The following is a 26,094-nucleotide window of genomic DNA, read 5'->3' on the forward strand; positions in this document are numbered from 1 at the left end:
TGGAGCCGATGATCACCATCCCCGAGGGCATGCCCGGCGCCGGCGGCTATCGCGAGCACGACATCCTGGTGATCGAGGAGACCGGCAACCGCAACCTCACCGGCTTCCCCTACGGACCAGAGCACCTAATCGTCAAGGCCAAGGCCAGGGCCGCCTGATCCCGCCGACCGCCGGAACACCCGGCAGGCGGATCGCGCAACGGCGGTCCCGACCGCCCCAACCGGCCCGCATCCCACCGCGGGCCGGACAGGATGCCCGCTGCCGGCAGAGGAGGCCGGCAAAACACCCAGGGAGGGTAATCAATGTCCAATCCAATGCTCGCCTCGGCGGCCGAGCTGCCGCAGGATGCGGCGAAAGACGCCGAAGTCTCGCCCGACGTGGTGAAGAAGGTGCTGGGCGCCAGCTTCGTCGGCAATTTCGTCGAATGGTTCGACTATGCCTCATACGGCTATTTCGCCACCGTCATCGCCCATGCCTTCTTTCCCGAGATCGCGCCGACCAGCGCATTGCTGGCGACCTTCGCGGTCTTTGCCATCTCCTTCATCATCCGCCCGGTCGGCGGCATCATCTGGGGTGCGATCGGCGACCGGGTCGGCAGGCGCACCGCGCTGTCCTGGTCGATCCTGATCATGTCGGGCGCCACCACCGTCATCGCGCTGCTGCCGTCCTATCACCAGATCGGCATGCTGGCGCCGGTGCTGCTGCTGGTGGTGCGCATGGTGCAGGGCTTTTCCGCCGCGGGCGAATATGCCGGCGCCACCTCGTTCATCGCCGAGTATTCGCCGACCCATCGCCGCGGGCTCTATACCAGCATCGTGCCGGCTTCGACCGCCGCGGGGCTGCTGGCCGGCTCGCTGATGTCGGCGGGCCTGTTCTCGCTGCTCACCGAGGCGCAGATGCAAAGCTTCGGCTGGCGCATCCCCTTCCTGCTGGCGCTGCCGCTGGGCTTCATCGGCCTCTATATCCGGCTGCGGCTGGAGGATACGCCGAAATTCCGCGAGCTGGAAAAGACCCATCACGTCGAGGCCACCCCGGTGCGCGAGCTGTTTCGCAACCACCGCCGGCAGATCGCCATCGCCTTCGGCGTCACCTGCCTCAACGCGGTGGGCTTCTACCTGATCCTCAGCTACATGCCCACCTATCTCTCGACCGAGATGGGCATGGGCAAGGCCCAGGCTTTCCTGGCCACCAGCATCTCGCTGGCCAGCTATATCTTCCTGATCTTCCTGATGGGCATGCTGTCGGACCGGCTGGGGCGCAAGACGGCGCTGATCACTGCCTCGGTGCTGTTCATCGGCCTGACCGTGCCGCTGTTCAGCATGCTCGACGGCGCCAGCTTCGCCACCATCGTGCTGATCCAGATCGCCTTCGGGGCGCTTCTGACCGTCAACGACGGCACCCTGCCCTGCTTCCTGTCCGAGATCTTTCCGACCCGGGTGCGCTATTCCGGCTTCGCCTTCAGCTTCAACGCCGCGAATGCGCTGTTCGGCGGCACCGCGCCCTTCGTCGCGACCTGGCTGATCAGCGCGACCGGCAGCAAGCTGGCCCCGGCCTGGTATCTGGTCGGCGCCGCCGGGCTGGCGCTGATCGCCATGCTGATGGCGCGCGAGACCGCCGGCAAGCCGCTGGAGGACTGATCGCGCCGCCCAAGGGGCCGGCCGCAGGCGATCCGCCGGCGGCCGGTCCTTACGATTCCACCGCCGGCAGGAAGGCCCCGTTCAGCGCCAGGACATGATCGTGAACGCGCTGCCCGGCCGGCGACAGCGCCATGTCCTCGCGCCGGATGATGAACCAGTTGCGCTGGATCGGCAGCCCCGCCGCCTTCAGCGCCACCAGCCGGCCCGCGCGCAGTTCCTCGGTCACCGTGTGCTGCGAGATCAGTGCGATCCCCAACCCCGCGATCACCGCCTGCTTGATGGTCTCGTTCGTGCCCATCTCGACCATGCGCCAGGGCGTGCCGTCCCCGATCCGGTCCAGGAACCGCGTCATCAGGATGCGCGTGCCCGAGCCGGGCTCGCGCGCCAGATAGGTCTCGGCCAGCAGGTCCTGCGGCAGGGCCGGATCGGCGGCGGCCAGCGGGTGGTCGGGGGGCGCGACGATGATATGGGGATGCGGGCCGATGGGCTCGGCCAGCACCGCCGGGCTGCGCGGCGGCCGGCCCATGATCGCCAGGTCCAGCGCGCGCGAGGTCAGCCACTGGATCACCGCATCGCGATTGCCGATGCGCAGCGTCACCTCGACCTCGGGCAGCGCGCGGCGCAGGTCGGCGACAAGGCGCGGCGCGAAATATTTCCCGGTCGAGACCACCCCCAGCGAGACGTTGCCGGTATGGCCGCTTTGCAGCGCCGCCACCCGGCGCGCGCAGGTCTCCAGCGCGATGGCGATCTGCGCCTCGGCCTCCAGCACCGCGCGCCCCTCTTCGGTGGCCAGAAAGGCGCCATGCTCGCCCCGGATCACCATGGGCGCGCCCAGCAGGTCCTCAAGCGCGCGCAGCTGGCTATGGATCGCGGGCGGGCTGAGGCTCAGCAGCCCCGCCGCGCCGGTCAACGAGCCGCTGTCGATCACCGCGCGCAGCACGCGCAACTGGCGCAGGGTGACGGCATTGATGCGGGCCATTCAGAATTTCCGAAATACATTTTTGCATTATTAAATGTTCCTTAAAATTTTGACATGTCAACAAGAGGGTGGGACTTGCGCCAGAGGAGGGGCCGATGACCGCCGAAACAATCCAGACCGACCGGATTCCCCCGCATCTGCGACCGGCCATGCAGGCCCTGGCCGAGGCCGGCGCCCGGCTGGCTGCGCTCATACGCCGGGGCGGCGACCTGGCCCAGCCGGTCGGCACCAATGCGGATGGCGACGGGCAGAAGGCGCTGGACGTGATTGCGGACGACCTGTTTTGCCAGACGCTTGCCGGGGCGGGCGTGCGCTGGCTTGCCTCGGAAGAGCAAGAGCAGGCCGTCTCGCTGGATCCCGAGGGCATGCTGGCCGTGGCCATCGACCCGCTGGACGGCTCATCGAACATCGACACCAACGTCTCGATCGGCACGATCTTCTCGATCTACCCCGCCGAGACCACGGCCGAGGCCAGTTTCCTGCGCCCGGCCCGCCAGCAGATCGGCGCGGGCTACATCATCTATGGACCGCGCTGCGCGATGATGGTCACCTTCGGCGACGGCGTGCAGCATTATGCGCTGGACCCCGAAGATGGCGTCTTCCGGCTGGTCGCCACGCGGCGGCAGATGCCGGACTGCGCGCTGGAATTCGCCATCAACGCCTCGAACTACCGGCACTGGCCGCAGCCGATCCGGGCCTATATCGACGACTGCCTGGCCGGCAGCGACGGCCCGCGCGAGCAGAACTTCAATATGCGCTGGATCGCCTCGCTGGTGGCCGAAACCCATCGCATCCTGGTCCGGGGCGGCGTGTTCCTTTATCCCTCCGACGCGCGCAAGGGCTATGAGCACGGCCGGCTGCGCATGCTTTACGAATGCGCCCCCATCGCCTTCCTGATCGAACAGGCCGGGGGCGGCGCCACGGACGGCCGCACCGCGATCCTGGAACAGGGCGCCCCGACGCTGCACCAGCGCACGCCCTTCGTCTTCGGCTCGGCCGAGAAGGTCGCCCGCATCGCCGCCTATCACGAACTGCCCGAGACCGAGGTTTCGGCGCTTTTCGGCCATCGCGGCCTGTTCCGGGCCTGACCTGGAAAACCGAGGGACAACCATGAGCAAGAAACACCCGATCATTTCCGTCACCGGCTCGTCGGGCGCGGGCACCACCACGATCAAGAACACTTTCGACCAGATCTTTCGCCGCGAAAAGATCACCGCCGTCAGCATCGAGGGCGACGCCTTCCACCGCTTCGACCGCGCGGCAATGAAGGCCGAGCTGGCGCGGCGGACCGAGGCGGGCGACCATACCTTCAGCCATTTCAGCGTCGAGGCCAACGAACTTGAACGGCTGGAGCAGGTGTTTCGCCATTACGGCCAGACCGGCACCGGCCAGACCCGGCATTACGTCCATGACGACCGCGAGGCCGAGAAATACGGCACGCCCCCCGGCCATTTCACGGCATGGGAGGATTTCGCGGCGGACTCGGATCTGCTGTTCTACGAAGGGCTGCACGGCGCGGTCAGAACCGATGGCATCGACATCGCCGGGCAGGCGGACCTGAAGATCGGCGTGGTGCCGGTGATCAACCTGGAATGGATCCAGAAGATCCACCGCGACAAGGCCAGCCGGGGCTATTCGACCGAGGCCGTGACCGACGTGATCCTGCGCCGGATGCATGCCTATGTGCATGTGATCTGCCCGCAATTCACCCAGACCGACATCAACTTCCAGCGCGTGCCGGTGGTCGACACCTCGAACCCCTTCATCGCCCGCTGGATCCCGACGCCGGATGAAAGCCTGGTCGTCATCCGCTTCAAGAACCCGAGCGGCATCGATTTCCCCTACCTGACCTCGATGATCCAGGGCTCGTGGATGAGCCGCGCCAATTCCATCGTCATTCCGGGGCCCAAGATGGACCTCGCCATGCAGCTGATCCTGACGCCGATGATCTTGCGTCTGGTCGGCGAATCGAAACGCGCCTGAAGGGAGGAAGGATGATGAACCAGATGGCAAGGATCGACACCGGGCAAGAGGCGCAGATGGCCAATGCCATCCGCGCGCTGGCGATGGATGCGGTCGAGGCCGCGAAATCCGGCCACCCCGGCGCGCCCATGGGCATGGCCGACGTGGCCGCGGTGCTGTTCAACCGCTTCATGAAGATCGACCCTGCGGATGCGTCCTGGCCCGACCGCGACCGTTTCGTGATGTCGGCCGGCCATGGCTCGATGCTGGTCTATGCGATCAACCACATGCTGGGCTATGACGACATGGACATGGACCAGCTGCGGAATTTCCGCCAGTTGGGTGCGCGCACCGCCGGCCATCCCGAATACGGCCATGCCAAGGGCATCGAGACCACCACCGGCCCGCTGGGCCAAGGCATCGCCACCGCCGTCGGCATGGCGCTGGCCGAGCGGATGATGAACGCGCGTTTCGGCGACGATCTGGTGGATCACTGGACCTATGTCATCAGCGGCGACGGCTGCCTGATGGAGGGCATCAGCCACGAGGCCATCGACTTTGCCGGCCACCAGCAGCTTGGCCGGCTGATCCTCATGTGGGACGACAACGGCATCACCATCGACGGCGGGACCGACCTTTCGACCTCGACCGACCAGCAGGCGCGCTTTGCCGCCGCGGGCTGGCATGTGCAGGTGGTGGACGGCCATGACCGCGAGGCGGTGGCCGCCGCCATCGAGGCGGCGCGCGAAGACGACCGCCCCTCGCTCATCGCCTGCAAGACGGTGATCGGCTATGGCGCGCCGAACAAGCAGGGCAGCCACGACGTGCATGGCGCGCCGCTGGGCGCCGACGAGATCGCCGCCGCGCGCGCGCATCTGGGCTGGAGCCATCCGCCCTTCGAAATTCCCCAAGACATCCTGGACTCCTGGCGCTCTGTCTCCGCGCGAGGGGCCGAGGCGCGGTCGGCCTGGCAGAAGCGGCTGGAAACGTCCCCAGATCAGGGCCGCTTCAACGCCATGCTGGCCGCGCCCGATGCGGCGGCGCTGCGCAGCGCCATCCGCGACCATACGGCAAAGCTGGCGGCCGACCGGCCCAAGGTCGCGACCCGCAAGGCGTCCGAGATGGCGCTGGACGTGGTGAACACCACCCTGCCCAACACGGTGGGCGGCTCGGCCGACCTGACCGGCTCGAACAACACCCGCAGCAAGGGCATGGCCTCGGTGACGCCCGGCGACCGCAGCGGCCGCTATGTCCATTACGGCATCCGCGAGCACGGCATGGCCGCGATCATGAACGGCATCGCGCTGCATGGCGGGCTGGTGCCCTATGGCGGCACCTTCCTGGCCTTCAGCGACTATTCCCGCCCGGCGATCCGGCTGGGCGCGCTGATGGGGGTGCCGGTCGTCCATGTCATGACCCATGACAGCATCGGGCTGGGCGAGGACGGCCCGACCCACCAGCCGGTCGAGCATGTCGCGGCGCTGCGGGCGATCCCGAACCTGATGGTGTTCCGCCCCGCCGATGCGGCCGAGACCGCCGAAAGCTGGGAGATCGCGCTGACCGCGCCCGCCAGCCCTTCGGTCCTGTGCCTGTCGCGCCAGAACCTGCCTGCCGTGCGGCTGGAGGCCGGCGACGACAACCTGACCCGGCAGGGCGCCTATGTCCTGCGCGAGACCGAGGGCGCGCGCGACGTGACGCTGATCGCCACCGGCTCCGAGGTCGAGATCGCGCTGGAGGCCGCCGACCTGCTGGCCGCACAGGGCGTGCGCGCCGCCGTCGTCTCGGCCCCCTGCTTCGAGCTTTTCGCCGAGCGCCCACAAGCCGAGCGCGAGGCCGTGCTGGGCCGCGCCCCGCGCATCGGCATCGAGGCGCTGATCCGGCAGGGCTGGGACGGGCTGATCCTGCGTCCCGGCGACGGCTTCATCGGCATGGCGGGCTTTGGCGCCTCGGCCCCTGCCCCCGCGCTTTACCGGCATTTCGGCATCACCCCCGAACGTGCCGCCGACCTTGCCAACCAGCTTATCCAGGGAGGAAAGTGATGGCCCTCATCACGCTGCGACAGCTTCTGGACCACGCCGCCGAGCATGGCTATGGCGTGCCCGCCTTCAACATCAACAACATGGAACAGGGCCTGGCCATCGTGAAGGCCGCGGCCGAGGTCGATGCGCCGGTGATCCTGCAGGCCAGCCGCGGCGCCCGCTCCTATGCCGGCGACATCATGCTGAAGCGCATGGTCGAGGCGCTGGCCGAGATGAACCCGGGCGTCCCGATCTGCCTGCATCAGGACCATGGCAACAACCTCGCGACCTGCATGTCGGCGATCCGCCACGGATTCACCAGCGTGATGATGGACGGCTCGCTGCACGAGGACATGAAGACGCCCGCCGATTACGACTACAACGTCGCGGTGACGGCCAAGGTCTCCGAGGCCGCCCATGCCGTCGGCGCCTCGGTCGAGGGCGAACTGGGCGTGCTGGGTTCGCTGGAGACCGGCGAGGCGGCGGCCGAGGACGGCTCGGGCGCCGAGGGCAAGCTGGATCACAGCCAGCTTCTGACCGATCCCGACCAGGCGGTGGATTTCGTCGCGCGCACGCGCTGCGACGCGCTGGCCATCGCCTGCGGCACCAGCCACGGCGCCTACAAGTTCAGCCGCAAGCCCGATGGCGACATCCTGGCCATGCATGTGATCGAGGCGATCCATGAACGCCTGCCCGGCACGCATCTGGTCATGCACGGCTCCAGCTCGGTGCCGCAATACCTGCAGGACCTCATCAACGAGGCGGGCGGCGAGATGCCCCAGACCTACGGCGTCCCGGTCGAGGAGATCGAGCGCGGCATCCGCCACGGCGTGCGCAAGGTCAATATCGACACCGACTGCCGCATGGCCATGACCGGGCAGTTCCGCAAGGTCGCCCGCGAGCGCCCCGAGGAATTCGACCCGCGGAAATTCCTGATCCCCGCGATGAAGGAACTGACCGCGCTGTGCCGCGACCGCTTCGAGCGTTTCGGCACGGCGGGCCATGCCAGCAAGATCAGGGTCATCCCGATGGACGAGATGGCCCGGCGCTATGCGTCGGGGGCGCTGGACCCGGCAATCACTGGCGCGAAAGCCGCCTGAGAGGAGGAAGCCCGATGAACGAGATGAGCAAATCCGAAATCACCGACAAGAAGAAGCGCTATGCCGCCGGCGTGCTGAAATACGCCCAGATGGGCTATTGGGACGGCGACTACCAGCCCAAGGACACCGACATCCTGGCGCTGTTCCGCATCACCCCGCAGGATGGCGTGGACCCCATCGAGGCGGCGGCGGCCGTGGCCGGCGAAAGCTCGACCGCGACCTGGACCGTGGTCTGGACCGACCGGCTGACCGCCTGCGACCAGTATCGCGCGAAAGCCTACAAGGTCGAGCCGGTGCCGGGGCAGGAAGGCCAGTATTTCTGCTATGTCGCCTATGACCTGATCCTGTTCGAGGAAGGCTCGATCGCCAACGTCACCGCCTCGATCATCGGCAACGTGTTCAGCTTCAAGCCGCTGCTGGCCGCGCGGCTCGAGGACATGCGCTTTCCGGTCGCCTACATGAAGACCTTTGCCGGCCCGCCCACCGGCATCGTGGTCGAGCGCGAGCGGCTGGACAAGTTCGGCCGCCCCCTGCTGGGCGCCACCACCAAGCCCAAGCTGGGCCTTTCCGGCAAGAACTACGGCCGCGTGGTCTATGAGGGGCTCAAGGGCGGGCTCGACTTCATGAAGGACGACGAGAACATCAACTCGCAGCCCTTCATGCATTGGCGCGACCGTTTCCTCTATTGCATGGAGGCGGTGAACAAGGCCACCGCCGTCACCGGCGAGGTCAAGGGCCATTACCTCAACATCACCGCCGGCACGATGGAAGAGATGTATCGCCGCGCCGAACTGGCCAAGGAGCTGGGCTCGGTCATCGTCATGGTGGACCTGATCGTCGGCTGGACCGCGATCCAGTCGATTAGCAACTGGTGCCGGCAGAACGACATGATCCTGCACATGCACCGCGCCGGGCACGGCACCTATACCCGGCAGAAGAACCACGGCATCAGCTTTCGCGTCATCGCCAAATGGCTGCGCATGGCGGGCGTCGACCACCTGCATTGCGGCACCGCCGTCGGCAAGCTCGAGGGCGATCCGCTGACCGTGCAGGGCTATTACAACACCTGCCGCGAGATGGTGAACGAGGTGGACCTGCCGCGCGGCATCTTCTTCGAGCAGGACTGGGGCAACCTGAAAAAGGTGATGCCGGTCGCCTCGGGCGGCATCCATGCCGGGCAGATGCACCAGTTGCTGGACCTGTTCGGCGACGACGTGGTCCTGCAATTCGGCGGCGGCACCATCGGCCACCCGATGGGCATCCAGGCGGGCGCCACGGCGAACCGCGTGGCGCTGGAGGCCATGGTGCTGGCCCGCAACGAGGGCGTGGACCTGAAGACCGAGGGCCCCGAAGTCCTGCGCCGCGCCGCTAAATGGTGCAAGCCTTTGGAGGCCGCTCTGGATGTCTGGGGCAACATCACCTTCAACTATACCTCGACCGACACCTCGGACTTCGTTCCGACCGCGTCCGTCAGCTAAGGGAGGATCACATGCGTATCACTCAGGGCTGCTTTTCCTTTCTGCCCGACCTGACGGACGAGCAGATCCGCGACCAGGTCGAATACATCCTGTCGCGCGACTGGGCGGTCGGGATCGAGTTCACCGACGAACCCCATCCCCGCAACACCTATTGGGAGATGTGGGGCAATCCGATGTTCGACCTCAAGGACGCCAAGGGCGTGATGATGGAGCTGGACGAGTGCCGCAAGGCGCATGGCGACAGCTATATCCGCATCAACGCCTTCGACAGCACGCGGGGATGGGAGACGGTGATGATGTCCTTCATCGTCAACCGCCCGAAATCGGAGCCCGGCTTCAGGACATGGCGGATGGAGGCCGACGGCCGGCATATCCGCTATACGCATGAGCTGGTCGGCTGATGGCATGGCCGGACCGGGGGGCCGTCTGCCCCCCGGACCCCCCGAGAGTATTTGGAAAACGGAGAAAGGCCGATGGACGGCGATATGGGCGAGAAGCTGGCGACCGTGGACCTGAAGGCCGAGTATGAATCCTCGGGCGTGCGTGAGATCCTGGACGAGCTGGACCGGGAGCTGATCGGCCTGGCCCCGGTCAAGGAGCGCATCCGCGAGACGGCGGCGCTGTTGCTGGTCGACCGGGCGCGGCGCGACCTGGGGCTGGCCTACGAGACGCCGACCCTGCACATGAGCTTTACCGGCAATCCCGGCACCGGCAAGACCACCGTGGCGCTGAAGATGGCGGGGCTGCTGCATCGCCTCGGCTATGTGCGCAAGGGCCATCTGGTCAGCGTCACCCGCGACGACCTGGTCGGGCAATATATCGGCCATACCGCGCCCAAGACCAAGGAAGTGCTGAAGAAGGCCATGGGGGGCGTGCTGTTCATCGACGAGGCCTATTACCTCTACAAGCCCGACAACGAGCGCGACTATGGCCAGGAGGCGATCGAGATCCTGCTGCAGGTGATGGAGAACAACCGCGACGACCTGGTCGTCATCATGGCCGGCTATGCCGACCGGATGGACCGCTTCTTTGCCGCCAATCCGGGCTTTCGGTCGCGCATCGCCCATCACATCGAATTTCCCGACTATACCGACGAGGAACTGGCGCGGATCTCGGCCTCGATGCTGGAGAACCAGGGCTATGCCCTCGACGAGGGCGGGCGGCTGGCAATGGAGGACTATATCCGCCTGCGCCGCGACCAGCCGCATTTCGCCAATGCGCGCTCGATCCGCAATGCACTGGACCGGGCGCGGCTGCGACAGGCCAACCGGCTGTTTTCCGGCGATGCGCCGGTGGATGCGCAGGCGCTATCGACCATCACCGAAGCCGATATCCGCGCAAGCCGGGTGTTCTCGGGCGGGCTCGACATCGACGGCAGCCGCCGGGTGGACGCGGACTGACCGGAACACCGCTGTCGCAACCGTGACAGCATGCCGCCCCGCCCGGCACCGATCAGGGGTTGAACGGGCGGCACGGGGCGCCATGTTGGAAGGGACCGTTAAGGTCGCTAACGACCCTTTTTCGACAGGTTGGACAGTGAAACGGCTTGGCTCTGACGACGATGCGATGCGGGTGGTCCCGGCATCGGGGACGCCCCGGCGGCTATCCGCGCCGCGGCCCGGACAAGGCGGGACGGGGGTCGGCGGACGGCCCACTCGTTTCGTCGCAGGGTTCTGACATGGCCCGCTCCTTCCTGCCCACGGTTTGCCCGCAATGCGGACGCGACGTGCCGCGCGCCGCCGCCCGGCGCTGCCCGATCTGCCATGCGCCTTTCGATCCGCCCTTCCAGGGCGAAGCCGAACGACCGTCCCACGAACCGGGCGGTCGCCGGGAAGATACCTGACGCACCTTGCAGGCCGGCCTTCGCAACGGCCTTTCAGGCTGCGCTGACGGGCCAGGGGGCGATTTCGGACAGCAACCGCCGGGCAAGGGCGGGAGCCGCGCCGCCCCATCGCGCCTGCAATGCCGCTTCGCCGCCCCGCTGCCAGAGGCGCCAGACCTCGGGTGCGGGGATCGCGCCGAACCAGCCGATGCCCCCGGGCGAGCGGGGGGTGCAGAGCAACTCGCGCTCGGCCAGCAAGCCGTCCTCGACCAGGATGGCGGGCTCGATCCGGGGCGCGGTCGGTGCGATGAGCGGGTGATCGTCGGGAAAGTCCCGGCGTGCCGACCAGAAGGGCGCGTCGCGAAAGCGGGTCTCGGCGCGCAGGAAGTCGCGGCCGACGCGCATCTGGTGCAGGCTGGTCTCCCAGGCGCGGCGGATCAGGAAGCGGCGGCATAGCGGACCTGATCCCGGCCGGGCGGCCAGGGTGCGGCGGACGGCGGCGACGGCCAGCGCACTCGATACCGCCCAGAACTGGCCATGTCCCGACAGCGGGTCCATCGCGGCAAAGGCATCGCCGACGCGCAACAGCGCCAGGTCCGCGACCGGGGCCGGCAGCCGCGGCGCCGCTTCGCGCGCCAGCACCGGGCCCGCCGGTGCGGCGCAAAGCGCGGGCTCGGCCTCGACGAGCGCGGCCAGGAGCCGTGCCTGCGGGTCGCCCTCGCCCGCCGCATCCAGCGTGGCCTGCGCCCAGGCCCGGCCATCGGGCAGCGCCACGCGCCAGAGCCAGCCCCGCGCAAAGGCGGTCAGCCGGATGCCGGGGGGCAGCGCCGCCCGGACCCAGCCCGACAGGGCCACCGTCGCGGACGCCCGCCCGGCCGTTGCCTGCGCATTGCGACCGCGCGCATCGATCACCAGCGGGGCATGAAGCCGCCGGCCGTCAGACAGCACGGCACCACCCGCCTCGGGCCTGCCGCTGGCGACGACGGGCACCGCACCGGCGGCCACCGCCGCTTGCCGCAGATGCGCATCCAGCGCACCACGCAGCACCACATGTTCCGCATTGCTGTCGCTGATCCCCGCCCAATCCACCTGCCTCCGCAAGGGCCCGTGGATATGGGCAAAGCCGCGCAGCAACCCTTGCTGCGCCAGCCAGCGATGCAGGCGCGGGCTGAGCCCCTCGATCCGCGGGCGCTGGCGGTCGGGATCGACCAGCAGCACGCCCAGCCCCTCGCGCGCCGCAAGCCAGGCCGAAACGGCGCCCGCAGGCCCGCCCCCCAGCACGATCAGATCGGCATGGCGTGTCATTCCGGTCCCCCGCCTTAGGTCCATCGCCGCTGCGACAATGAGCAGTCTGGCCTCGCATCGGGGGCGATACCTGACATTTCCGGCCAGAGTGGCGCGCCGCGACGATTGGCCGCGTCTTTGGCCGGGAATGACAAGAACGCCGCCGCGCCCGGCGCTTTTCTGGACGGCGAAGCAATCGGGCCCCGCCCGGCCAGCCAGAGGAAACGCCAGATGAAGCCATTCACCCGAACCGCGCTGGTCTCTGTCTCCGCCCTCGCCTTCGCCGCGCCGGTCCTTGCGGTGACGGGCGAGGAGGTGCTGCAGAACGCCTGCGCCGCCTGCCATGTCCAGCACGAGGACGGCCGATGGGAGCGCATCGACGCCGCGCGCAAGACGCCGGAAGGCTGGGACATGACCGTCACGCGGATGATGCGCAACCACGGCGTCGCGCTGGAACCCGAGGAGCGCGCCGCCATCGTGCGCCACCTCTCGGACACGCGCGGCCTGAGCCTGGCCGAGACCGAGGAGCGCCGCTATATCCTGGAACGCGAGCCGGTGGCCTGGGACGAGGGCCCCGACACGTCGATGACCCAGACCTGCGGCCGCTGCCATTCCTATGCCCGCGTCGCGCTGCAACGCCGCACGCCCGAGGACTGGAAGCATCTGGTCAACTTCCACCTGGGCCAGTTCCCCACGCTGGAATACCAGGCGCTGGCGCGGGACCGCGACTGGTGGGGCATCGCGCAGGCCGAGATCATCCCCTTCCTTGCCAGGACCTATCCGCTGGGCGAGGCGCCGGACGCCTATGCCGGCGACGCCTCGGGCGACTATGTGCTGGCCGGACGGCAGCCGGGGCGCGGCGATTATACCGGCCGGCTGGTGCTGAAGAAGGCAGGCGAGGATTACGAGGTGACCATGACCCTCGACTTCGCCGATGGCAGCCGGAGCTTTTCCGGCACCGGCCGCATCCTCGGCGCCGGCGAATGGCGAGCGACGCTGAGCGACGGGACGGTGACCATTCGCCAGATTTTTGCCCTGCAGGACGGCCGCTTCTCGGGCCGCTGGCACGACGCGGACAGCGACGTGATCGGCGGGCGGCTGGCAGCGGTCAAGGCGGATGCCGCGCCGCAGGTGCTGGCGGTCGCGCCCGCGCGGCTGAAGATCGGCGAGGAAACGCAGGTCCGCGTCGCTGGCACCGGGCTGGGCAGCGACCTGACCCTGCCCGAAGGCGTCGCCGGCAGCGTCGAAGGCACCGGGGACGGCGTGACCGTGCTGAAGCTGACCGCCACCGGCACGCCCGGGCCGGTCAGCCTGGAATTGGGCGGGCAAAAGGTCGATCTGGTGGCCTATGACCGGCCCGACCGCATCAGCATCGTGCCCGACCTGACCATCGCCCGCATCGGCGGCAATGGCGGCCCGATCCCCAAGGTGCCGGCCCAGTTCGAGGCGATGGGCTGGCTGAACGGCCCAGACGGCCAACCCGGAACCGGCGACGACATCGCCCTTGGCGCCTTTCCGGCCAGTTGGGCCACAGACAATTTCGACGAGGAGGCGGAAAAGATGCAGGACGCGAAATATGCGGGCTCCATCGACGACACCGGCCTGTTCACGCCGGCCGAGGCCGGGCCGAACCCTGAACGCCCGATGCAGACCAACAATGCCGGCAACCTGAAGGTGATCGCCACCGTCGATGCCGAAGGCGAGCCGCTGAGTGCCGAGGCGCATCTTTATGCGACGGTGCAGCGCTTCGTCGATGCGCCGATCCGGTGACGCCATGGGAGCCCTGACCCTGATCCGCCACAACGCCCACCGCGTCGATGTCGACGGCCACGCCATGCTGATGCATGTGCCGACGACCAGCCTGTTCGAACTCGACGGCGTGGCGCGCGACGTCTACGACCTGTTCCGGCGGGCGCCCGCCGTCGACCCCGACCTGATGCGCGCCGAGCTTGGCCCGCGCCACGGCCCCGACACGCTGTCGGAATGCCTGCAAAGCTTTCTGGCACTGGACATCCTGCGCGATGCCGAGGCGGCGGACATTCCGCGCCCGGTGGTGAAGGTCGAGGAGATCCCCCTCTCGACCATCATCCTGAACGTCAACACCGGCTGCAACCTGGCCTGCACCTATTGCTACAAGGAAGACCTGACCACGCCCGCCAAGGGCCAGAAGATGGGCTTCGAGACGGCGAAGGCCAGTTTCGAGCTGCTGCTGAAACAGGCCCATGCGCGCGACCGGGTGAACGTGGTGTTCTTCGGCGGCGAGCCGCTGTCCAACATGCCGCTGATCCGCGAGCTGGTGGCCTATGCCAGGCCGCGCGCGGCCGAACTGGGCAAGGCGGTCGATTTCTCGCTGACCACCAATGCCACGCTGCTGACCCCGGAACTGGTGGACTGGTTCGACGCGCATCGCTTTGCGCTGACGGTCAGCATGGACGGCCCCAAGGCGCTGCACGACGCGAACCGCAAGACGGTGGGCGGCAAGGGCACCTACGACCTGGTGGCGCGCAACGTGCGGATGCTGCTTTCGCGCTATCGCTCGCGCCCCGTGGGCGTGCGGGTGACGCTGACCCGCGGCGTGACCGACGTGATCGGCATCCACGATCATCTGAAGAACGAGCTGGGCTTTCACGAGGTCGGCTTCGGCCCGGCGACCTCGGGACCGATCGCGGTCTTCAACCTCGACGCCGAGGCGTTGAAGCGCGCCTTCGAGGACATGAAGACGCTCGGCCGGCGCTATGTCGAGGCCGCCTGCCGGGGCGAGAACATCGGCTTTTCCAACATGCACCAACTGCTGACCGACATCGCGCAGGGCACCAAGAAGGCCGTGCCCTGCGGCGCCGGGCTGGGGATGCTGGCGGTGGACAAGGAGGGCGATCTGCACCTCTGCCACCGCTTCGTCGGCTCGAACCAGCCGACCTATGGCAATGTCGCCAAGGGCATCGACATCCCCAAGCTCGCCGGCTTTATCGAGACCGCGCAGGACCGCAGCGCCTATGGCTGCAAGACCTGCCGGATACGCTCGATCTGCGCCGGCGGCTGCTATCACGAAAGCTATGCGCGGCAGGGCGATCCCTTAGCGCCGGTCTGGCACTATTGCGACCTGATGCGCGACTGGGTGGATTTCGGCATCGAATCCTATGTCCGCATCATGCAGGCCAACCCGTCCTTCTTCCGCAGCCAGTTGGAGCCCCGGATCGCCCGGTCCGGCACAGCAAGGGAGGTTCTCCAATGAAACATCTGACGCCCGCCAATGCCAAGGCAAAGGCCTTTGTCGAAGCCGAGGCCGAGGGCCGCGAGGAGGAGGTCGTGGCTATGAATGCGCTGGTCGGCTGCACCACCTCGTTCGATCCCGGCTGGGAGGTGGACGCCTTCGGCGCCGTCTCGAACCTGTGCCAGCCGATGGAGGCCGACCTTTACGGCTGCGCCGATCCCTGCTGGTGGCCGGCGCAGGTGGCCGACACGCTCAACACCTATCCGAACTGGAGCGCCGGCGCCGACGACGTCATGCAGGACTGGCGCAAGCTGCAATCGGTCTTCCCCGAAACGAAAGGCTCGTCGTGATGCGCAAATCGCTTATGCTCCTGGCATCCGCCGCGGCGATGCTGGCCGGCCCCGCGCTGGCGCGCGACTACATCCTGGCCCCGGCGCGGCCCGACAAGCTGGTCGTGATCGATACCGAGAAGATGGCGGTGGACAAGGTCATCACCATCGCCGATGCCGGCCCGACCCCCATGGTGCCGATGGTCGCGCCGGGCGGCAGGATCGCCTATGCCACGGTCAACAAGTCCGAAAGCCTGGTCAAGATCGACCTTGTGACCGGAGAGACGCTGGGCCGCATCGACCTGTCCACCCCCGGGGAACGGGTGAAAAGCCTGTTCGGCGCCGCACTGTCGCCCGATGGCAAGACGCTGGCCATCTATGAAAGCCCGGTCAGGCTGGAGCTGACGCATTTCGAGGTCCAGCCCACCCGCATCGCCCTTTACGATGCCGAGACGCTTTCGCGGCGCAAGGCGTTCGAGGCGCCGCGCCAGATCACCATGCTCGCCTGGGCGCGGGACGGCTCGAAGCTCTACGGGCTTGGCCGCGACCTGCATGTCATGGACCCCGAGGCCGGCACGCTGGTCGAGGACAAGCCGATCCAGAGCTGGGAGGCCGAGACCTATGCCCAACCCGACGTGCTGGCGGTCTGGAACCAGCACGAAAGCTCGGGCGTGATGGCGACGCCCTTCTACACCGCGCGCAAGGACATCGACCCGGCCGACCCGACGGCCTATCGCACCGGGCTGCTGACCATGGACCTGGAAACTGGCGAGATGGCGATGCGCGAGGTCCGCATCATGGACGTGTTCTATTTCTCGACCGCGGTGAACCCGGCCAAGACCCGCGCCTTCGGCGCCTATAACGTGCTGGAAAGCTTCGATCTGGAAAAGAACGCCTCGATCAAGCGGGTGCCGCTGCCGCACAGCTATTACTCGGTGAACGTCTCGACCGACGGCAGCACGGTCTGGCTGGGCGGCGCGCTTGGCGACCTTGCCGCCTATGACGCCGAGACGCTGGAGAAGAAGGGGCAGGTCGACCTGCCCGGCAACGCCTCGATGTCGCTGGCCTCGGTGCGGCTGTTCACGCGGGACGAATGACATGCTGCGGGTGGGGGTGATCGACAGCGGCCCCGGCCCCGATGACCGGGCCGAGGACGCCCGCGCCTTCATGGCCGACGGCTCGGCCATCCCCGCCCTGCCCGACCGGCTGGGCCACGGCACCGCCGTCGCCGCGATCATCCGCCGCGCCTGTCCGGGCGCGGCGATCATCCATGCGCAGGTCTTCGACGACCGGCCGGTGACCAGCGCGTTGCGCGTTGCCGCCGCGCTGCGCTGGTTCGGCGCCATGACCGAGGCGCGGCCCCAGGTGATCTGCATGAGCCTGGGCCTTGCCGCCGACCGCGCGCCGCTGCGCCGGGCCTGCGAGGCGCTGGTGGCCGGCGGCGCGGCGCTGGTCGCGGCGCATCCGGCCCGCGGCGCGCCCTGCTTTCCCGCAGCCTATCCCGGCGTGATCGCCGCCACCGGCGATGCGCGCTGCGGCTGGGATGATCTGTCGCAACTCGCCCCGGCGCTGTTCGGCGCCTGGTGCAACTCGCCCGAGCACGGCCCGCCCGGCATGGGCGGCGCCAGCCTGGGCGCGGCGCGCATCGCCGGCCATCTGGCGGCGATCATGGCAAGGACGGGGCGGCTCGACGGGCCTGCCGCCATCGCCGCGCTGGCCGCACGGGCAATCCATCACGGCCCGGAACGGAAATGCGGCCATGGATAGGCTGGCCGCGCGCCTTGCCCGGCTGATCTTCGGCCCCGAGACGGCGGGTTGGCTGGCGCCGGTGATGGCGCGTGCCCTGCCCTCGGGGCTGGTGGTGCTGGCGGCCTCGCTTGCCGCGGCGGCGCTGGGGCTGGCAATGCCGATGCTGACCCGGCAGGTGATCGACGCGGGCATCATGGCGCGGGACATGGGCGCGCTGATCTTCTGGGCCGGGCTGTCCTTTGCGCTCGGCCTTGGTGCAGTGGGGTTCGGGATGGTGAACGGGATGCTGCACCTGCGCGCCTCGGCCCGGATGCTCGCGGACCTGCGCGGCCGGCTGTTCGGCGCGGCCCTGGCGCGCGACCCCGCCTGCCCCGACCTGCCGCTGGGCGAGGCGATGGCGCGGCTGGACGGGGACTGCGCCGAGATCCAGGGCTTTGCCTTCGACACGGGCCTGGTCGCGGTCGGTGCGCTGTTTCGCCTGGCCGGCGGGCTGGGCCTGATGATCGCGCTGGACTGGCGCATGGCGATCCTGCCGCTGCTGGCCGCGCCGTTCGAGCTGTGGTTCCTGTCCCGCGCCCGCCCCCGGACCCGCGCCCTGGCCGAGGAGGTGCGCAGCCAGCGCGGCGCGCTTTCCACGCAGATGGCCGAGACGCTGTCGGCCCGCGCCACCCTGCGCGGGCTGGGCGCGCTGGACCAGCGGGCGGCCAGCTTCGGCGCCGCGCAGCAGGCGCAGATCGCCGGGCTGACCCGCCAGCGGCTCTGGTCCGAAACGGTGGGCGCCGCCAGCCAGACCATCACCGCGATCCTGCGCGGCATCATCCTGCTGGTCGGCGGCTGCCAGGTGGTGCGCGGGGAATGGCAGATCGGCACGCTGGTCGCCTTTCTCGCCTATGCCGGGATGATGTCGGGGCCGCTGCGCAACCTCCTGGGCCTATACCATGCGCAGGCCCGCGCGCGGGTGGCGGCCGACCGGCTGGGCGCGGTGATCGCCTCGGCCCGCCCCGACGAGGGCGCCGAGCCGCCGCCCGGACCGCTGAGCATCGCCCTGCGCGATGCCCGCGCCGAGGGCGCCGCGCATCATCCGGTGACCGCCACGATCCTGCCCGGCCAGCGCGTGCTGCTGGACGGACCGTCGGGCATCGGCAAGTCGCGGCTGATGGCCGTGCTGACCCGCGACGCACCACTGGCCGAGGGATCGGCGCGGCTAGCGGGCGCGGAGGTCGCGCATCTGCGTCCCTTGCGGCTCGCCGCGCGCATTATCCACCTGGCGCAGCGCCCGGCGATCCTGCGCGGCACGCTGGCCGAAAACCTGCACCTTGCCGCGCCGGATGCGGGCGACGCGGCGCTGTGGCAGGTGCTGGAGGCGGCCGACCTGGCCGGCTGGGCGCGGGCCGGGGCGGGGCTTGCCACGCCCATCGGCGAGACCGGGGCCAATCTATCGGGCGGGTTGCGCCAGCGCATCGCCATCGCCCGCGCGCTGCTGCGGCCGGCCGAGGTGCTGATCTTCGACGAAGCCTTCTCGGAGATCGACGATGCCGCCTGCCGGCGTATCCTTGCCGCCATCGAGGCGCGGCACGCCGACGCCACCCGCATCTTCATCGCCCATAGCGGCCCGGCGCGCGAGGGGCGCTTCGATCAGCGGATCACGCTGACCTCTTCGGCGCCCATCTTCCTGATTTCGCGCGGCGAGATGCCATACCAGCGCGAGAAAGCGCGAGAAAAAGCGGTCTGATCGGAATAGCCCAGCAGCAGCGCGATCTCTCCGAACAGCCGGTCGCTGCGCACCAGCAGCGCGAAGCCGTGGATGCGCCGGCATTCCTCGAGTATCTCGTGAAAGGGCTGGCCCTCGGCCGCCAGCGCCCGGCGCAGCGAGCGTTCCGACATGCCAAGCTCGGCGGCGACATGGCTCTGGTTGACCATGCCGCGATCCATCCGGCTCAGGATCAGCTCATGCACCCTTTGCGCGACCGGGGTCTGCCTGCGCAGCTCGATCAGCGCGCCATCCAGCCGTTTCGAGCTCGTCATGGCATCGCCCCCCGGCTCGGCGCAAAGCGTGTTGCCCAGCACCCTTGCGGAAAAGACGATGCGGTTTTCGTCCTGGCCGAAGCGCGGCGTGCGTCCCAGATGATGCGACAGCACCCGAAGGTCGCGGTCGGGCCGATGCTCGAAACACAGGTCCTGGATCGCACCGTTCGGCACGCCGTAGCGGGCGCAGATGCCGCGGATCAGCCCCAGCGTCAGCTCGGTATCGGCGCGGCGCGGCCAGATGCGCGGATCGAGCACGCGATACGAGACATGCGCCTCGTCGTCGATCACCTCGAACGAGACCCGGCTGTTCGATTGCAGCACCGGAAAGCCGCGGGCAAAGACGCGCAGCGCCTCGCCCAGCGTGCGGCGCGGGGCGACCGCCTCTCCCAGAATGCCGACGGTGGCAAGCTCCATCGCCTCGCCCGACCGCCACGAGCGCAGGCCGTCCGCATTGGCCGCCCGTTCCTGCTCAAGATGATCGACGAAGGTTTGCAGCGGCATCGCGGGTGCGGCGGCCGCGCGCGCGGCATCGGCCTCGGTCCCGATCAGCATGAATGCGATGGCTCCGCGAATCCATGACGTCTGCATGGCGTTTCCCGTGGCTGGCGCCGGGTGGCCGCTGTTTCGCACCTTGCCCCGGCTATTTCCCTGTTGCGACAAACTGTAGCATATCGGCAGCGCAATCCCCAAAGAACCTGTCCCAAGCGCAGGATCGGCGGGAAATGCCGAAAAACCGTTACAAATCCGACAGTTTCAATGCCTGGTGCCGCGATTCCCGGCAGGGCGCAACTTGACATTCCCGGCCAGATTTTCGCCCCGGGCCGCGGGAGCGCATGATTTGGCCGGATTTGGCAAGAATCGCCCGGCCCTTCTGCCCCAGACTGGCCCGACCGTTTTGGGGAGGGACGAAATGACGGAATATCGATTGCTGATCGACGGCAGGCTGGTCGCGGGCGACATGGCGATGGAGGTCGTGAACCCGGCGAACGAACAGGTGCTGGCGCTCGCCCCCCGCGCCTCGCAGGCGCAGCTTCATGCGGCGGTGGCGGCGGCCAAGGCGGCCTTTCCGGCCTGGGCCGCCCGCCCCATCGAGGAACGCCGCGTACTGATCCTGGCCATCGCCGACAAGCTTGAGGCACAGGCCGAGGAATTCGCCCGGCTGCTGACGCAGGAACAGGGCAAGCCGCTGCCCGAGGCGCAGGCCGAGATCGCCTATACCTGCGCCTTCATCCGCCATCTGGCCGGCTACGACCTGCCGGTGAAGGTGATCGAGGACAACGACAGCCGGCTGGTGCGGCAGTTCCGCAAGCCGCTGGGCGTGGTCGGCGCGATCATCCCGTGGAATTTCCCGGTGCTGATCGTGGCCTTCAAGCTGCCGCTGGCGCTGCTGGCCGGCAATACCATGGTGATCAAGCCCGCGCCGACCACGCCGCTGACCACGCTGCGCCTGGGCGAGATCATGGCGGACATCCTGCCGCCGGGCGTCGTCAACATCGTCACCGACCAGAACGACCTGGGCGCGGTGCTGACCGGCCATCCCGATGTGGCCAAGATCTCGTTCACCGGCTCGACCGCGACCGGGCAGAAGATCATGGCCAGCGCGGCCTCGACCATCAAGCGGCTGACGCTGGAACTGGGCGGCAACGATGCAGCCATCGTGCTGCCGGGCGCCGATCCGGCCAAGGTCGCGCCGGGGCTGTTTGCCGGCGCCTTCATGAACGCGGGACAGGTCTGCCTCGCCATCAAGCGCGCCTATGTCCACGACTCGATCTATGACGAGGTCTGCGCGCGGCTGGCCGAACTGGCCGATGCCGCCGTGGTCGGCGACGGCTTGCAACAGGGCACCACCATCGGCCCGCTGCAAAACCGCATGCAATTCGACAAGGTCAAGGCATTCCTCGATTCGGCCCGCGCCGACGGCCGCATCGTCGCCGGCGGCGCATTGCCCGACGGGCCGGGCTATTTCATCCGCCCGACCATCGTCGCCGACGTGAAGGACGGCGACCGCATCGTGGACGAGGAACAGTTCGGCCCGATCCTGCCGGTGATCCGCTTCGACGAGGTGGAATCGGCGGTGGCCAGCGCCAACGGCATCGATCTCGGCCTTGGCGGCTCGGTCTGGGGCGAGAATCGCGACCTGGCCCGCAGCGTCGCCGAACGCATCGAAAGCGGCACGGTCTGGATCAACAAGCACCTGGATTTCGGCCCCAACATCCCCTTCGGCGGCGCCAAGCAATCCGGGCTCGGCGTCGAGTTCGCCGAGGAAGGGCTGGCCGAGTTCACCCAGATCCGCATCGTGAACGAGGCGCGCTGAGCAGGACCGGGCCGGCCCGGAAAAGGGCCCGCCCACCGGTCTTGGGCGGATCAGCCGGAAAGATCGGAACGCGCCGGCCGCTGCGGCGCGCCGAAGGTCTTGCGGAACCAGTCCTGCACCATCAGCTTGTCATGGATGAAGCGCCGGCTGTCGCCATGGCCGCGCGGGTCCGAAAGATAATTCATGTCGGTCAGCGGCTCTTCGCCCGCGCGAATGACCGTGCCGTCCTGCATCAGCCGATAGCGCAGGCGGATGCGCGGCGGCGTGGTGTCGCGCAGGAAACGCACGTCGTGAAATCCGCTGCGCCAGGGCTCGAACTCGCCCGCAAGGTCGATGTCCAGCACCTCGACATGTAGGCTTTGTCCGGCGGGCAGGTAGCGCGCGCCAAGCCCGGCGAACCAGCGGTCGAACTCGGCCAGCGCCGAGGTGCGGCTGCGTTCGCGACGAAATTCGCGGTCGCGGAAGGTCTCGGGCGCGACATAGCTGACGGTGACGCGCCCCTCGGCCGGCGCTACCGGGCCGGCCATGGCTACGGGCACCGCAAGCACCAGTGAAAGGGTCAGGCAGACGGTTCTGAGCATGGCTTTGCCTTTCGCATTTCCAGCCCTGCGAAAGCATATGGGAAGGCGGCGCGAAAAGTCAAAGCCGGGGCTCAACCCCTCGCATCCTCCAGCATCATCCGCGCGGCCTTTTCGGCGATCATCATCGCCGGCGCGTTGGTGTTGCCGCTGGTGATCGTCGGCATGACCGAGGCATCGGCGATCCGCAGCCGGCCAAGCGCGCGCATCCGCAGCCGCGGATCGACCACCGCGCCCTCGTCGGCGCCCATGCGGCAGGTGCCGACCGGGTGGAAGATCGTGGTGCCGATATCGCCGGCGGCGCGGACCAGATCCTCGTCGCTCTGGAAGGCGATGCCGGGGATATGCTCCTCGGGGTCGAAGCGGTTGAAGGCCGGCTGCGCGGCGATCTTGCGGGTCAGGCGGACGGCGCGCATGGCCACCTCGCGGTCGGCCTCGGTCGAAAGGTAGTTCGGCCGGATCGCGGGATGGGCGCGGAAATCCGGCCCGGCGACATGGACCGAGCCGCGGCTTTCCGGCCGCAGGTTGCAGACCGAGGCGGTCATGGCCGGAAAGGGATGCACCGGGTCGCCGAACTTGTCCAGGCTGACCGGCTGGACGTGGAACTCCAGGTCCGGCGTCGCCTTGTCCGGCCCCGAGCGGGTGAAGATGCCCAGCTGGCTCGGCGCCATCGACATCGGGCCCGAGCGTTTCAGCAGGTATTCCAGCCCGATCGCCGCCTTGCCCATCAGGTGCGAGGCCTTTTCGTTCAGCGTCGGCACGCCCCGGACCTTGTAGACCAGCCGCAATTGCAGATGGTCCTGCAGGTTCTCGCCCAGCCCCGGCACCTCGACCTGCGGGGCGATGCCGGCAGCCTGCAATATCCCGCCCTGCCCGACGCCGGAATGTTCGAGGATCTGCACCGACCCGATGGAGCCCGCAGCCAGCACCGTTTCGCGCGCGGCGCGGACTTCGCGCCGCTGGCCCAGGTGGTGAAAGACCACGCCCGTGACCTCGCCCGCCTCGATCACCAGCCGCTCGACCTCGGCCCCGGTCAGGATGCGCAGGTTCTGGCGGTGGCGCACCGGGCGCAGGAAAGCCTTGGCCGCGCTCCAGCGCCAGCCGCTTTTCTGGGTCACGTCGAAATAGCCGCCGCCTTCGTTGTCGCCGCGATTGAAATCCTCGGTGCGCGGGATGCCGGCCTGTTCCGCCGCCTCCATGAAGGCGTCGAGCACCGCCCAGCGGACCCGCGCCGTCTCGACCCGCAATTCGCCGCCGGCGCCATGCACGTCGTCGGCGCCGCGATAATGGTCCTCCTGCGCCTTGAAGAGCGGCAGCACGTCGTCCCAGCCCCAGCCGGTGCAGCCCAACTGGCGCCAATGGTCGTAATCCGCCGCCTGCCCGCGCATATAGATCATGCCGTTGATCGAGGAGCAGCCCCCCAGCACCCGCCCGCGCGGATAAAGCAGCGCGCGGCCGTTCAGCCCCGGTTCGGCTTCGGTGCGAAAGCCCCAGTCGGTGCGCGGATTGCCGATGCAGTAGAGATAGCCCACCGGGATATGGATCCAGTGGTAATTGTCGCGCCCCCCGGCCTCGAGCAGCAGCACGCGGTTGCCGGGATCGGCGCTGAGGCGGTTTGCCAGCACGCAGCCGGCGCTGCCCGCGCCGATCACGATATAGTCGTAGCTTTCCATCGGACACTCCATGCTGGCCCCCGCCGGCGCGGGGGCCCTACCCTCACGATTCCGCCCTGAACCCGAGTTTTTTCCCGATTTTGGTTGCGAAGAACTCGCCGACCAACCCGCGTCGGAACAGCAGGACGCAGACCATGAAGACGACACCGGTGATGATGGTGACCGGGACGTCGGAGGTGGCGAGGTAGTTCTGCAAGCTGACCACCAGGCCTGCGCCGACGATGGGGCCCAAGAGCGTGCCGATGCCGCCCAGCAGCGTCATCAGGATCACCTCGCCCGACATCTGCCAGGTCACGTCGGTCAGCGTCGCGAATTGGAAGATCAGCGCCTTGACGCCGCCCGCGAGCCCCGCCAGCGCCGCCGACATCACGAAGGCGCCCAGCTTGTAGCGCTGCACCGAATAGCCCAGCGAGATCGCGCGTTGCTCGTTCTCGCGGATCGACTTCAGGATCATGCCGAAGGGCGAGTTCACGAAACGCCGGATGACCAGCAGCCCGATCACGAACACCGCCAGCACGAAGTAATACATGTTCATCGGCCGGTTCAGGTCGATCAGCCCGAACAGATGCCCCCGCGGCACCGACTGGATGCCGTCCTCGCCATGGGTGAAGGGCGCCTGCAGGCAGAAGAAGAAGAACATCTGCGACAGCGCCAGCGTGATCATGGCGAAATAGATGCCCTGCCGGCGGATGGCGATGGCGCCCATCACCAGCCCCAGCACCGCCGCGCCCAGCACCCCCAGCAGGATGCCCGCCTCGGGCGACCAGCCCCAGACCTTCACCGCATGGGCGGTGAAATAGGCCGCGCCGCCGAAGAAGGTGGCATGGCCGAAGGACAGAAGCCCGGTATAGCCCAAGAGCAGGTTGAAGGCCGAGGCGAAGAGCGCAAAGGCCAGCAGCTTCATCAGGAAGATCGGGTAGAGGAACATCGGCGCCACCAGCAGCCCGGCCAGCGCGACGGCGACCAGCACCAGCCGGACCTGCCCGGCGCGGGGATGGGCCGCGACATGGTCCGAGGCGACGGTTTCGGATTTTGCGGCCATGTCAGGCATCCTTTCCGAAAAGGCCCGCGGGCCGCAGGATCAAGACGATCGCCATGATGACGAAGATCACGATGTTCGAGGCCTCGGGGTAGAACACCTTGGTCAGCCCCTCGACCACGCCCAGCATGTAGCCGGTGACGATGGCGCCCAGGATCGAGCCCATGCCGCCGACCACCACCACGGCGAAGACGATGATGATCAGGTTCGAGCCCATCAGGGGCGAGACCTGGTAGACCGGCGCCGCCAGCACGCCGGCGAAACCCGCAAGCCCGGCGCCAAGCGCATAGGTCAGCGTCAGGAGCAGCGGCACGTTGACGCCGAAGGCCTGCACCAGCACCGGGTTCTCGGTCGCGGCGCGCAGATAGGCGCCGAGCTTGGTCTTTTCGATCAAGAGCCAGACCGCGATGCAGACCGCCAGCGAGGCGATGACCACCCAGCCGCGATAGATCGGCAGGAACATGAAGCCCAGGTTCACCGCCCCGGTCAGCTGCGCGGGCGGCGCATAGGGCTTGCCCGAAGCGCCGAAGAAGTAGCGAAACGTCCCCTCGATCGCCAGCGCCAGCCCGAAGGTGAACAGAAGCCCGTAAAGCGGGTCCAGCTTGTAGAGCCGCGACAGCATGGTCTTTTCCACCAGCGCCGCGAACACCCCCACGATGACCGGCGCCAGCAGCAGCGCCAGCCAGTAGTTGATGCCGCCCACCGTCAACAGCAGCAGCGCCGCAAAGGCGCCCAGCATGTATTGCGCGCCATGCGCGAAGTTGATGACCCGAAGCAGGCCGAAGATCACCGCCAGGCCCAGGCTCAGCAGCGCGTAGAACGAGCCGTTGATCAGCCCCACCAGCAATTGTCCCATCAGCGCCTGGACGGGAACACCGAAGATCATCGTCATG

General features: G+C 68.2%; 23 protein-coding genes and 1 pseudogene. 17 read left to right on the forward strand and 7 right to left on the reverse strand.

The window, feature by feature from the left end; all coding sequences use genetic code 11:
• A pseudogene (locus QPR87_RS19965) lies at positions 1-158 on the forward strand (creatininase); the annotation flags it as partial.
• A gap of 144 nt (positions 159-302) precedes the next feature.
• Positions 303-1,637, forward strand: a complete 1,335-nt coding sequence (locus QPR87_RS19970; protein WP_285051053.1) for an MFS transporter — start codon at positions 303-305, stop codon at positions 1,635-1,637.
• Positions 1,638-1,686: 49 nt separating this feature from the next.
• On the opposite strand, the gene cbbR is transcribed toward QPR87_RS19970, so the two are convergent.
• On the reverse strand, positions 1,687-2,616 hold the full coding sequence (gene cbbR / locus QPR87_RS19975; RefSeq protein WP_011747989.1) for a LysR family regulator CbbR: 930 nt from the start codon (positions 2,614-2,616) through the stop codon (positions 1,687-1,689).
• A 95-nt stretch (positions 2,617-2,711) separates the two neighbouring features.
• On the opposite strand from cbbR, the gene QPR87_RS19980 reads away from it, so the two are divergent.
• From QPR87_RS19980 to QPR87_RS20015, 8 genes are all read left to right on the forward strand, one after another.
• Positions 2,712-3,704, forward strand: a complete 993-nt coding sequence (locus QPR87_RS19980) for a class 1 fructose-bisphosphatase (RefSeq protein WP_285051055.1) — start codon at positions 2,712-2,714, stop codon at positions 3,702-3,704.
• 22 nt (positions 3,705-3,726) lie between these two features.
• On the forward strand, positions 3,727-4,599 hold the full coding sequence (locus QPR87_RS19985; protein WP_285051058.1) for a phosphoribulokinase: 873 nt from the start codon (positions 3,727-3,729) through the stop codon (positions 4,597-4,599).
• Between the two features lie 14 nt (positions 4,600-4,613).
• The gene (tkt, locus tag QPR87_RS19990; RefSeq protein ID WP_502921630.1) at positions 4,614-6,617 is read left to right on the forward strand and encodes a transketolase; all 2,004 of its coding nucleotides are present in this window, start codon (positions 4,614-4,616) and stop codon (positions 6,615-6,617) included.
• Positions 6,617-7,696 (forward strand): class II fructose-bisphosphate aldolase, encoded by a 1,080-nt coding sequence (fba, locus tag QPR87_RS19995; protein WP_285051060.1) that lies wholly within the window; start codon positions 6,617-6,619, stop codon positions 7,694-7,696. Before tkt ends, fba begins: the two co-directional genes overlap by 1 nt.
• A 14-nt stretch (positions 7,697-7,710) precedes the next feature.
• Positions 7,711-9,174: a form I ribulose bisphosphate carboxylase large subunit gene (locus QPR87_RS20000; RefSeq protein WP_011747994.1), complete on the forward strand. Its 1,464-nt coding sequence runs from the start codon at positions 7,711-7,713 to the stop codon at positions 9,172-9,174.
• A gap of 11 nt (positions 9,175-9,185) precedes the next feature.
• Positions 9,186-9,575, forward strand: coding sequence for a ribulose bisphosphate carboxylase small subunit (locus QPR87_RS20005; protein ID WP_011747995.1), 390 nt, complete (start codon positions 9,186-9,188; stop codon positions 9,573-9,575).
• 72 nt (positions 9,576-9,647) lie between these two features.
• Positions 9,648-10,574, forward strand: a complete 927-nt coding sequence (gene cbbX / locus QPR87_RS20010; protein ID WP_011747996.1) for a CbbX protein — start codon at positions 9,648-9,650, stop codon at positions 10,572-10,574.
• 278 nt (positions 10,575-10,852) lie between these two features.
• Positions 10,853-11,017, forward strand: a complete 165-nt coding sequence (locus QPR87_RS20015) for a hypothetical protein (RefSeq protein ID WP_157137431.1) — start codon at positions 10,853-10,855, stop codon at positions 11,015-11,017.
• 33 nt (positions 11,018-11,050) lie between these two features.
• Here QPR87_RS20015 and qhpG read toward each other — a convergent pair whose 3' ends face one another.
• Positions 11,051-12,301, reverse strand: coding sequence for a flavin-dependent monooxygenase QhpG (gene qhpG, locus QPR87_RS20020; protein ID WP_285051062.1), 1,251 nt, complete (start codon positions 12,299-12,301; stop codon positions 11,051-11,053).
• A 210-nt stretch (positions 12,302-12,511) separates the two neighbouring features.
• On the opposite strand from qhpG, the gene qhpA reads away from it, so the two are divergent.
• From qhpA to qhpF, 6 genes are read left to right on the forward strand one after another with little or no spacing between them, the layout of a single operon-like run.
• A complete protein-coding gene (gene qhpA / locus QPR87_RS20025) occupies positions 12,512-14,050 on the forward strand; it encodes a quinohemoprotein amine dehydrogenase subunit alpha QhpA (RefSeq protein ID WP_285051064.1) in 1,539 nt (512 codons plus the stop codon).
• 4 nt (positions 14,051-14,054) lie between these two features.
• Positions 14,055-15,512 carry a quinohemoprotein amine dehydrogenase maturation protein QhpD gene (gene qhpD / locus QPR87_RS20030; protein WP_285051066.1) on the forward strand — a complete coding sequence of 486 codons (1,458 nt, stop codon included), beginning with the start codon at positions 14,055-14,057 and terminating at the stop codon, positions 15,510-15,512.
• Positions 15,509-15,841: a quinohemoprotein amine dehydrogenase subunit gamma QhpC gene (qhpC, locus tag QPR87_RS20035; protein ID WP_011748000.1), complete on the forward strand. Its 333-nt coding sequence runs from the start codon at positions 15,509-15,511 to the stop codon at positions 15,839-15,841. The genes qhpD and qhpC overlap by 4 nt, the downstream gene beginning before the upstream one ends.
• Positions 15,841-16,917: a quinohemoprotein amine dehydrogenase subunit beta QhpB gene (qhpB, locus tag QPR87_RS20040; protein WP_104492295.1), complete on the forward strand. Its 1,077-nt coding sequence runs from the start codon at positions 15,841-15,843 to the stop codon at positions 16,915-16,917. The genes qhpC and qhpB overlap by 1 nt, the downstream gene beginning before the upstream one ends.
• 1 nt (position 16,918) lies before the next feature.
• Positions 16,919-17,587, forward strand: a complete 669-nt coding sequence (qhpE, locus tag QPR87_RS20045) for a subtilisin-like serine protease QhpE (RefSeq protein ID WP_285051070.1) — start codon at positions 16,919-16,921, stop codon at positions 17,585-17,587.
• Positions 17,580-19,301 carry an ABC transporter ATP-binding protein QhpF gene (gene qhpF / locus QPR87_RS20050; RefSeq protein WP_285051072.1) on the forward strand — a complete coding sequence of 574 codons (1,722 nt, stop codon included), beginning with the start codon at positions 17,580-17,582 and terminating at the stop codon, positions 19,299-19,301. Before qhpE ends, qhpF begins: the two co-directional genes overlap by 8 nt.
• On the opposite strand, the gene qhpR is transcribed toward qhpF, so the two are convergent.
• Positions 19,205-20,185, reverse strand: a complete 981-nt coding sequence (qhpR, locus tag QPR87_RS20055; protein ID WP_502921631.1) for an AraC-like transcriptional regulator QhpR — start codon at positions 20,183-20,185, stop codon at positions 19,205-19,207. The two genes, qhpF and qhpR, sit on opposite strands and share 97 nt — an antisense overlap.
• Positions 20,186-20,507: 322 nt before the next feature.
• On the opposite strand from qhpR, the gene qhpH reads away from it, so the two are divergent.
• Complete coding sequence (gene qhpH, locus QPR87_RS20060; RefSeq protein WP_285051076.1) at positions 20,508-21,911, forward strand: aldehyde dehydrogenase QhpH; 1,404 nt, start codon at positions 20,508-20,510, stop codon at positions 21,909-21,911.
• A 50-nt stretch (positions 21,912-21,961) separates the two neighbouring features.
• Here the strand turns inward: qhpH and QPR87_RS20065 are convergent, their stop codons facing one another.
• The 4 genes from QPR87_RS20065 to QPR87_RS20080 all read right to left on the reverse strand — a co-directional run bounded on the left by QPR87_RS20065 (position 21,962) and on the right by QPR87_RS20080 (position 26,093).
• Entirely contained in the window at positions 21,962-22,492 is a 531-nt protein-coding gene (locus QPR87_RS20065; protein ID WP_285051078.1) for a DUF3016 domain-containing protein, read from the reverse strand.
• 71 nt (positions 22,493-22,563) lie between these two features.
• Positions 22,564-24,162, reverse strand: coding sequence for a GMC family oxidoreductase (locus QPR87_RS20070; protein ID WP_285051079.1), 1,599 nt, complete (start codon positions 24,160-24,162; stop codon positions 22,564-22,566).
• Between the two features lie 43 nt (positions 24,163-24,205).
• Entirely contained in the window at positions 24,206-25,204 is a 999-nt protein-coding gene (locus tag QPR87_RS20075; protein WP_285051080.1) for a branched-chain amino acid ABC transporter permease, read from the reverse strand.
• A gap of 1 nt (position 25,205) precedes the next feature.
• Entirely contained in the window at positions 25,206-26,093 is an 888-nt protein-coding gene (locus QPR87_RS20080) for a branched-chain amino acid ABC transporter permease (RefSeq protein ID WP_285051081.1), read from the reverse strand.
• Position 26,094 lies beyond the last annotated feature (1 nt).

The organism is Paracoccus sp. SSJ (genome assembly GCF_030234105.1).
Lineage (GTDB): Bacteria > Pseudomonadota > Alphaproteobacteria > Rhodobacterales > Rhodobacteraceae > Paracoccus > Paracoccus denitrificans.

Bases quoted from the DNA above. Each gene is read 5' to 3' on its own strand.
- QPR87_RS19970 (WP_285051053.1), top strand. From the start codon at position 303: ATGTCCAATCCAATGCTCGCCTCGGCGGCCGAGCTGCCGCAGGATGCG.
- cbbR (WP_011747989.1), bottom strand. From the start codon at position 2,616: ATGGCCCGCATCAATGCCGTCACCCTGCGCCAGTTGCGCGTGCTGCGC.
- QPR87_RS19980 (WP_285051055.1), top strand. From the start codon at position 2,712: ATGACCGCCGAAACAATCCAGACCGACCGGATTCCCCCGCATCTGCGA.
- QPR87_RS19985 (WP_285051058.1), top strand. From the start codon at position 3,727: ATGAGCAAGAAACACCCGATCATTTCCGTCACCGGCTCGTCGGGCGCG.
- tkt (WP_502921630.1), top strand. From the start codon at position 4,614: ATGAACCAGATGGCAAGGATCGACACCGGGCAAGAGGCGCAGATGGCC.
- fba (WP_285051060.1), top strand. From the start codon at position 6,617: ATGGCCCTCATCACGCTGCGACAGCTTCTGGACCACGCCGCCGAGCAT.
- QPR87_RS20000 (WP_011747994.1), top strand. From the start codon at position 7,711: ATGAACGAGATGAGCAAATCCGAAATCACCGACAAGAAGAAGCGCTAT.
- QPR87_RS20005 (WP_011747995.1), top strand. From the start codon at position 9,186: ATGCGTATCACTCAGGGCTGCTTTTCCTTTCTGCCCGACCTGACGGAC.
- cbbX (WP_011747996.1), top strand. From the start codon at position 9,648: ATGGACGGCGATATGGGCGAGAAGCTGGCGACCGTGGACCTGAAGGCC.
- QPR87_RS20015 (WP_157137431.1), top strand. From the start codon at position 10,853: ATGGCCCGCTCCTTCCTGCCCACGGTTTGCCCGCAATGCGGACGCGAC.
- qhpG (WP_285051062.1), bottom strand. From the start codon at position 12,301: ATGACACGCCATGCCGATCTGATCGTGCTGGGGGGCGGGCCTGCGGGC.
- qhpA (WP_285051064.1), top strand. From the start codon at position 12,512: ATGAAGCCATTCACCCGAACCGCGCTGGTCTCTGTCTCCGCCCTCGCC.
- qhpD (WP_285051066.1), top strand. From the start codon at position 14,055: ATGGGAGCCCTGACCCTGATCCGCCACAACGCCCACCGCGTCGATGTC.
- qhpC (WP_011748000.1), top strand. From the start codon at position 15,509: ATGAAACATCTGACGCCCGCCAATGCCAAGGCAAAGGCCTTTGTCGAA.
- qhpB (WP_104492295.1), top strand. From the start codon at position 15,841: ATGCGCAAATCGCTTATGCTCCTGGCATCCGCCGCGGCGATGCTGGCC.
- qhpE (WP_285051070.1), top strand. From the start codon at position 16,919: ATGCTGCGGGTGGGGGTGATCGACAGCGGCCCCGGCCCCGATGACCGG.
- qhpF (WP_285051072.1), top strand. From the start codon at position 17,580: ATGGATAGGCTGGCCGCGCGCCTTGCCCGGCTGATCTTCGGCCCCGAG.
- qhpR (WP_502921631.1), bottom strand. From the start codon at position 20,185: ATGCAGACGTCATGGATTCGCGGAGCCATCGCATTCATGCTGATCGGG.
- qhpH (WP_285051076.1), top strand. From the start codon at position 20,508: ATGACGGAATATCGATTGCTGATCGACGGCAGGCTGGTCGCGGGCGAC.
- QPR87_RS20065 (WP_285051078.1), bottom strand. From the start codon at position 22,492: ATGCTCAGAACCGTCTGCCTGACCCTTTCACTGGTGCTTGCGGTGCCC.
- QPR87_RS20070 (WP_285051079.1), bottom strand. From the start codon at position 24,162: ATGGAAAGCTACGACTATATCGTGATCGGCGCGGGCAGCGCCGGCTGC.
- QPR87_RS20075 (WP_285051080.1), bottom strand. From the start codon at position 25,204: ATGGCCGCAAAATCCGAAACCGTCGCCTCGGACCATGTCGCGGCCCAT.
- QPR87_RS20080 (WP_285051081.1), bottom strand. From the start codon at position 26,093: ATGACGATGATCTTCGGTGTTCCCGTCCAGGCGCTGATGGGACAATTG.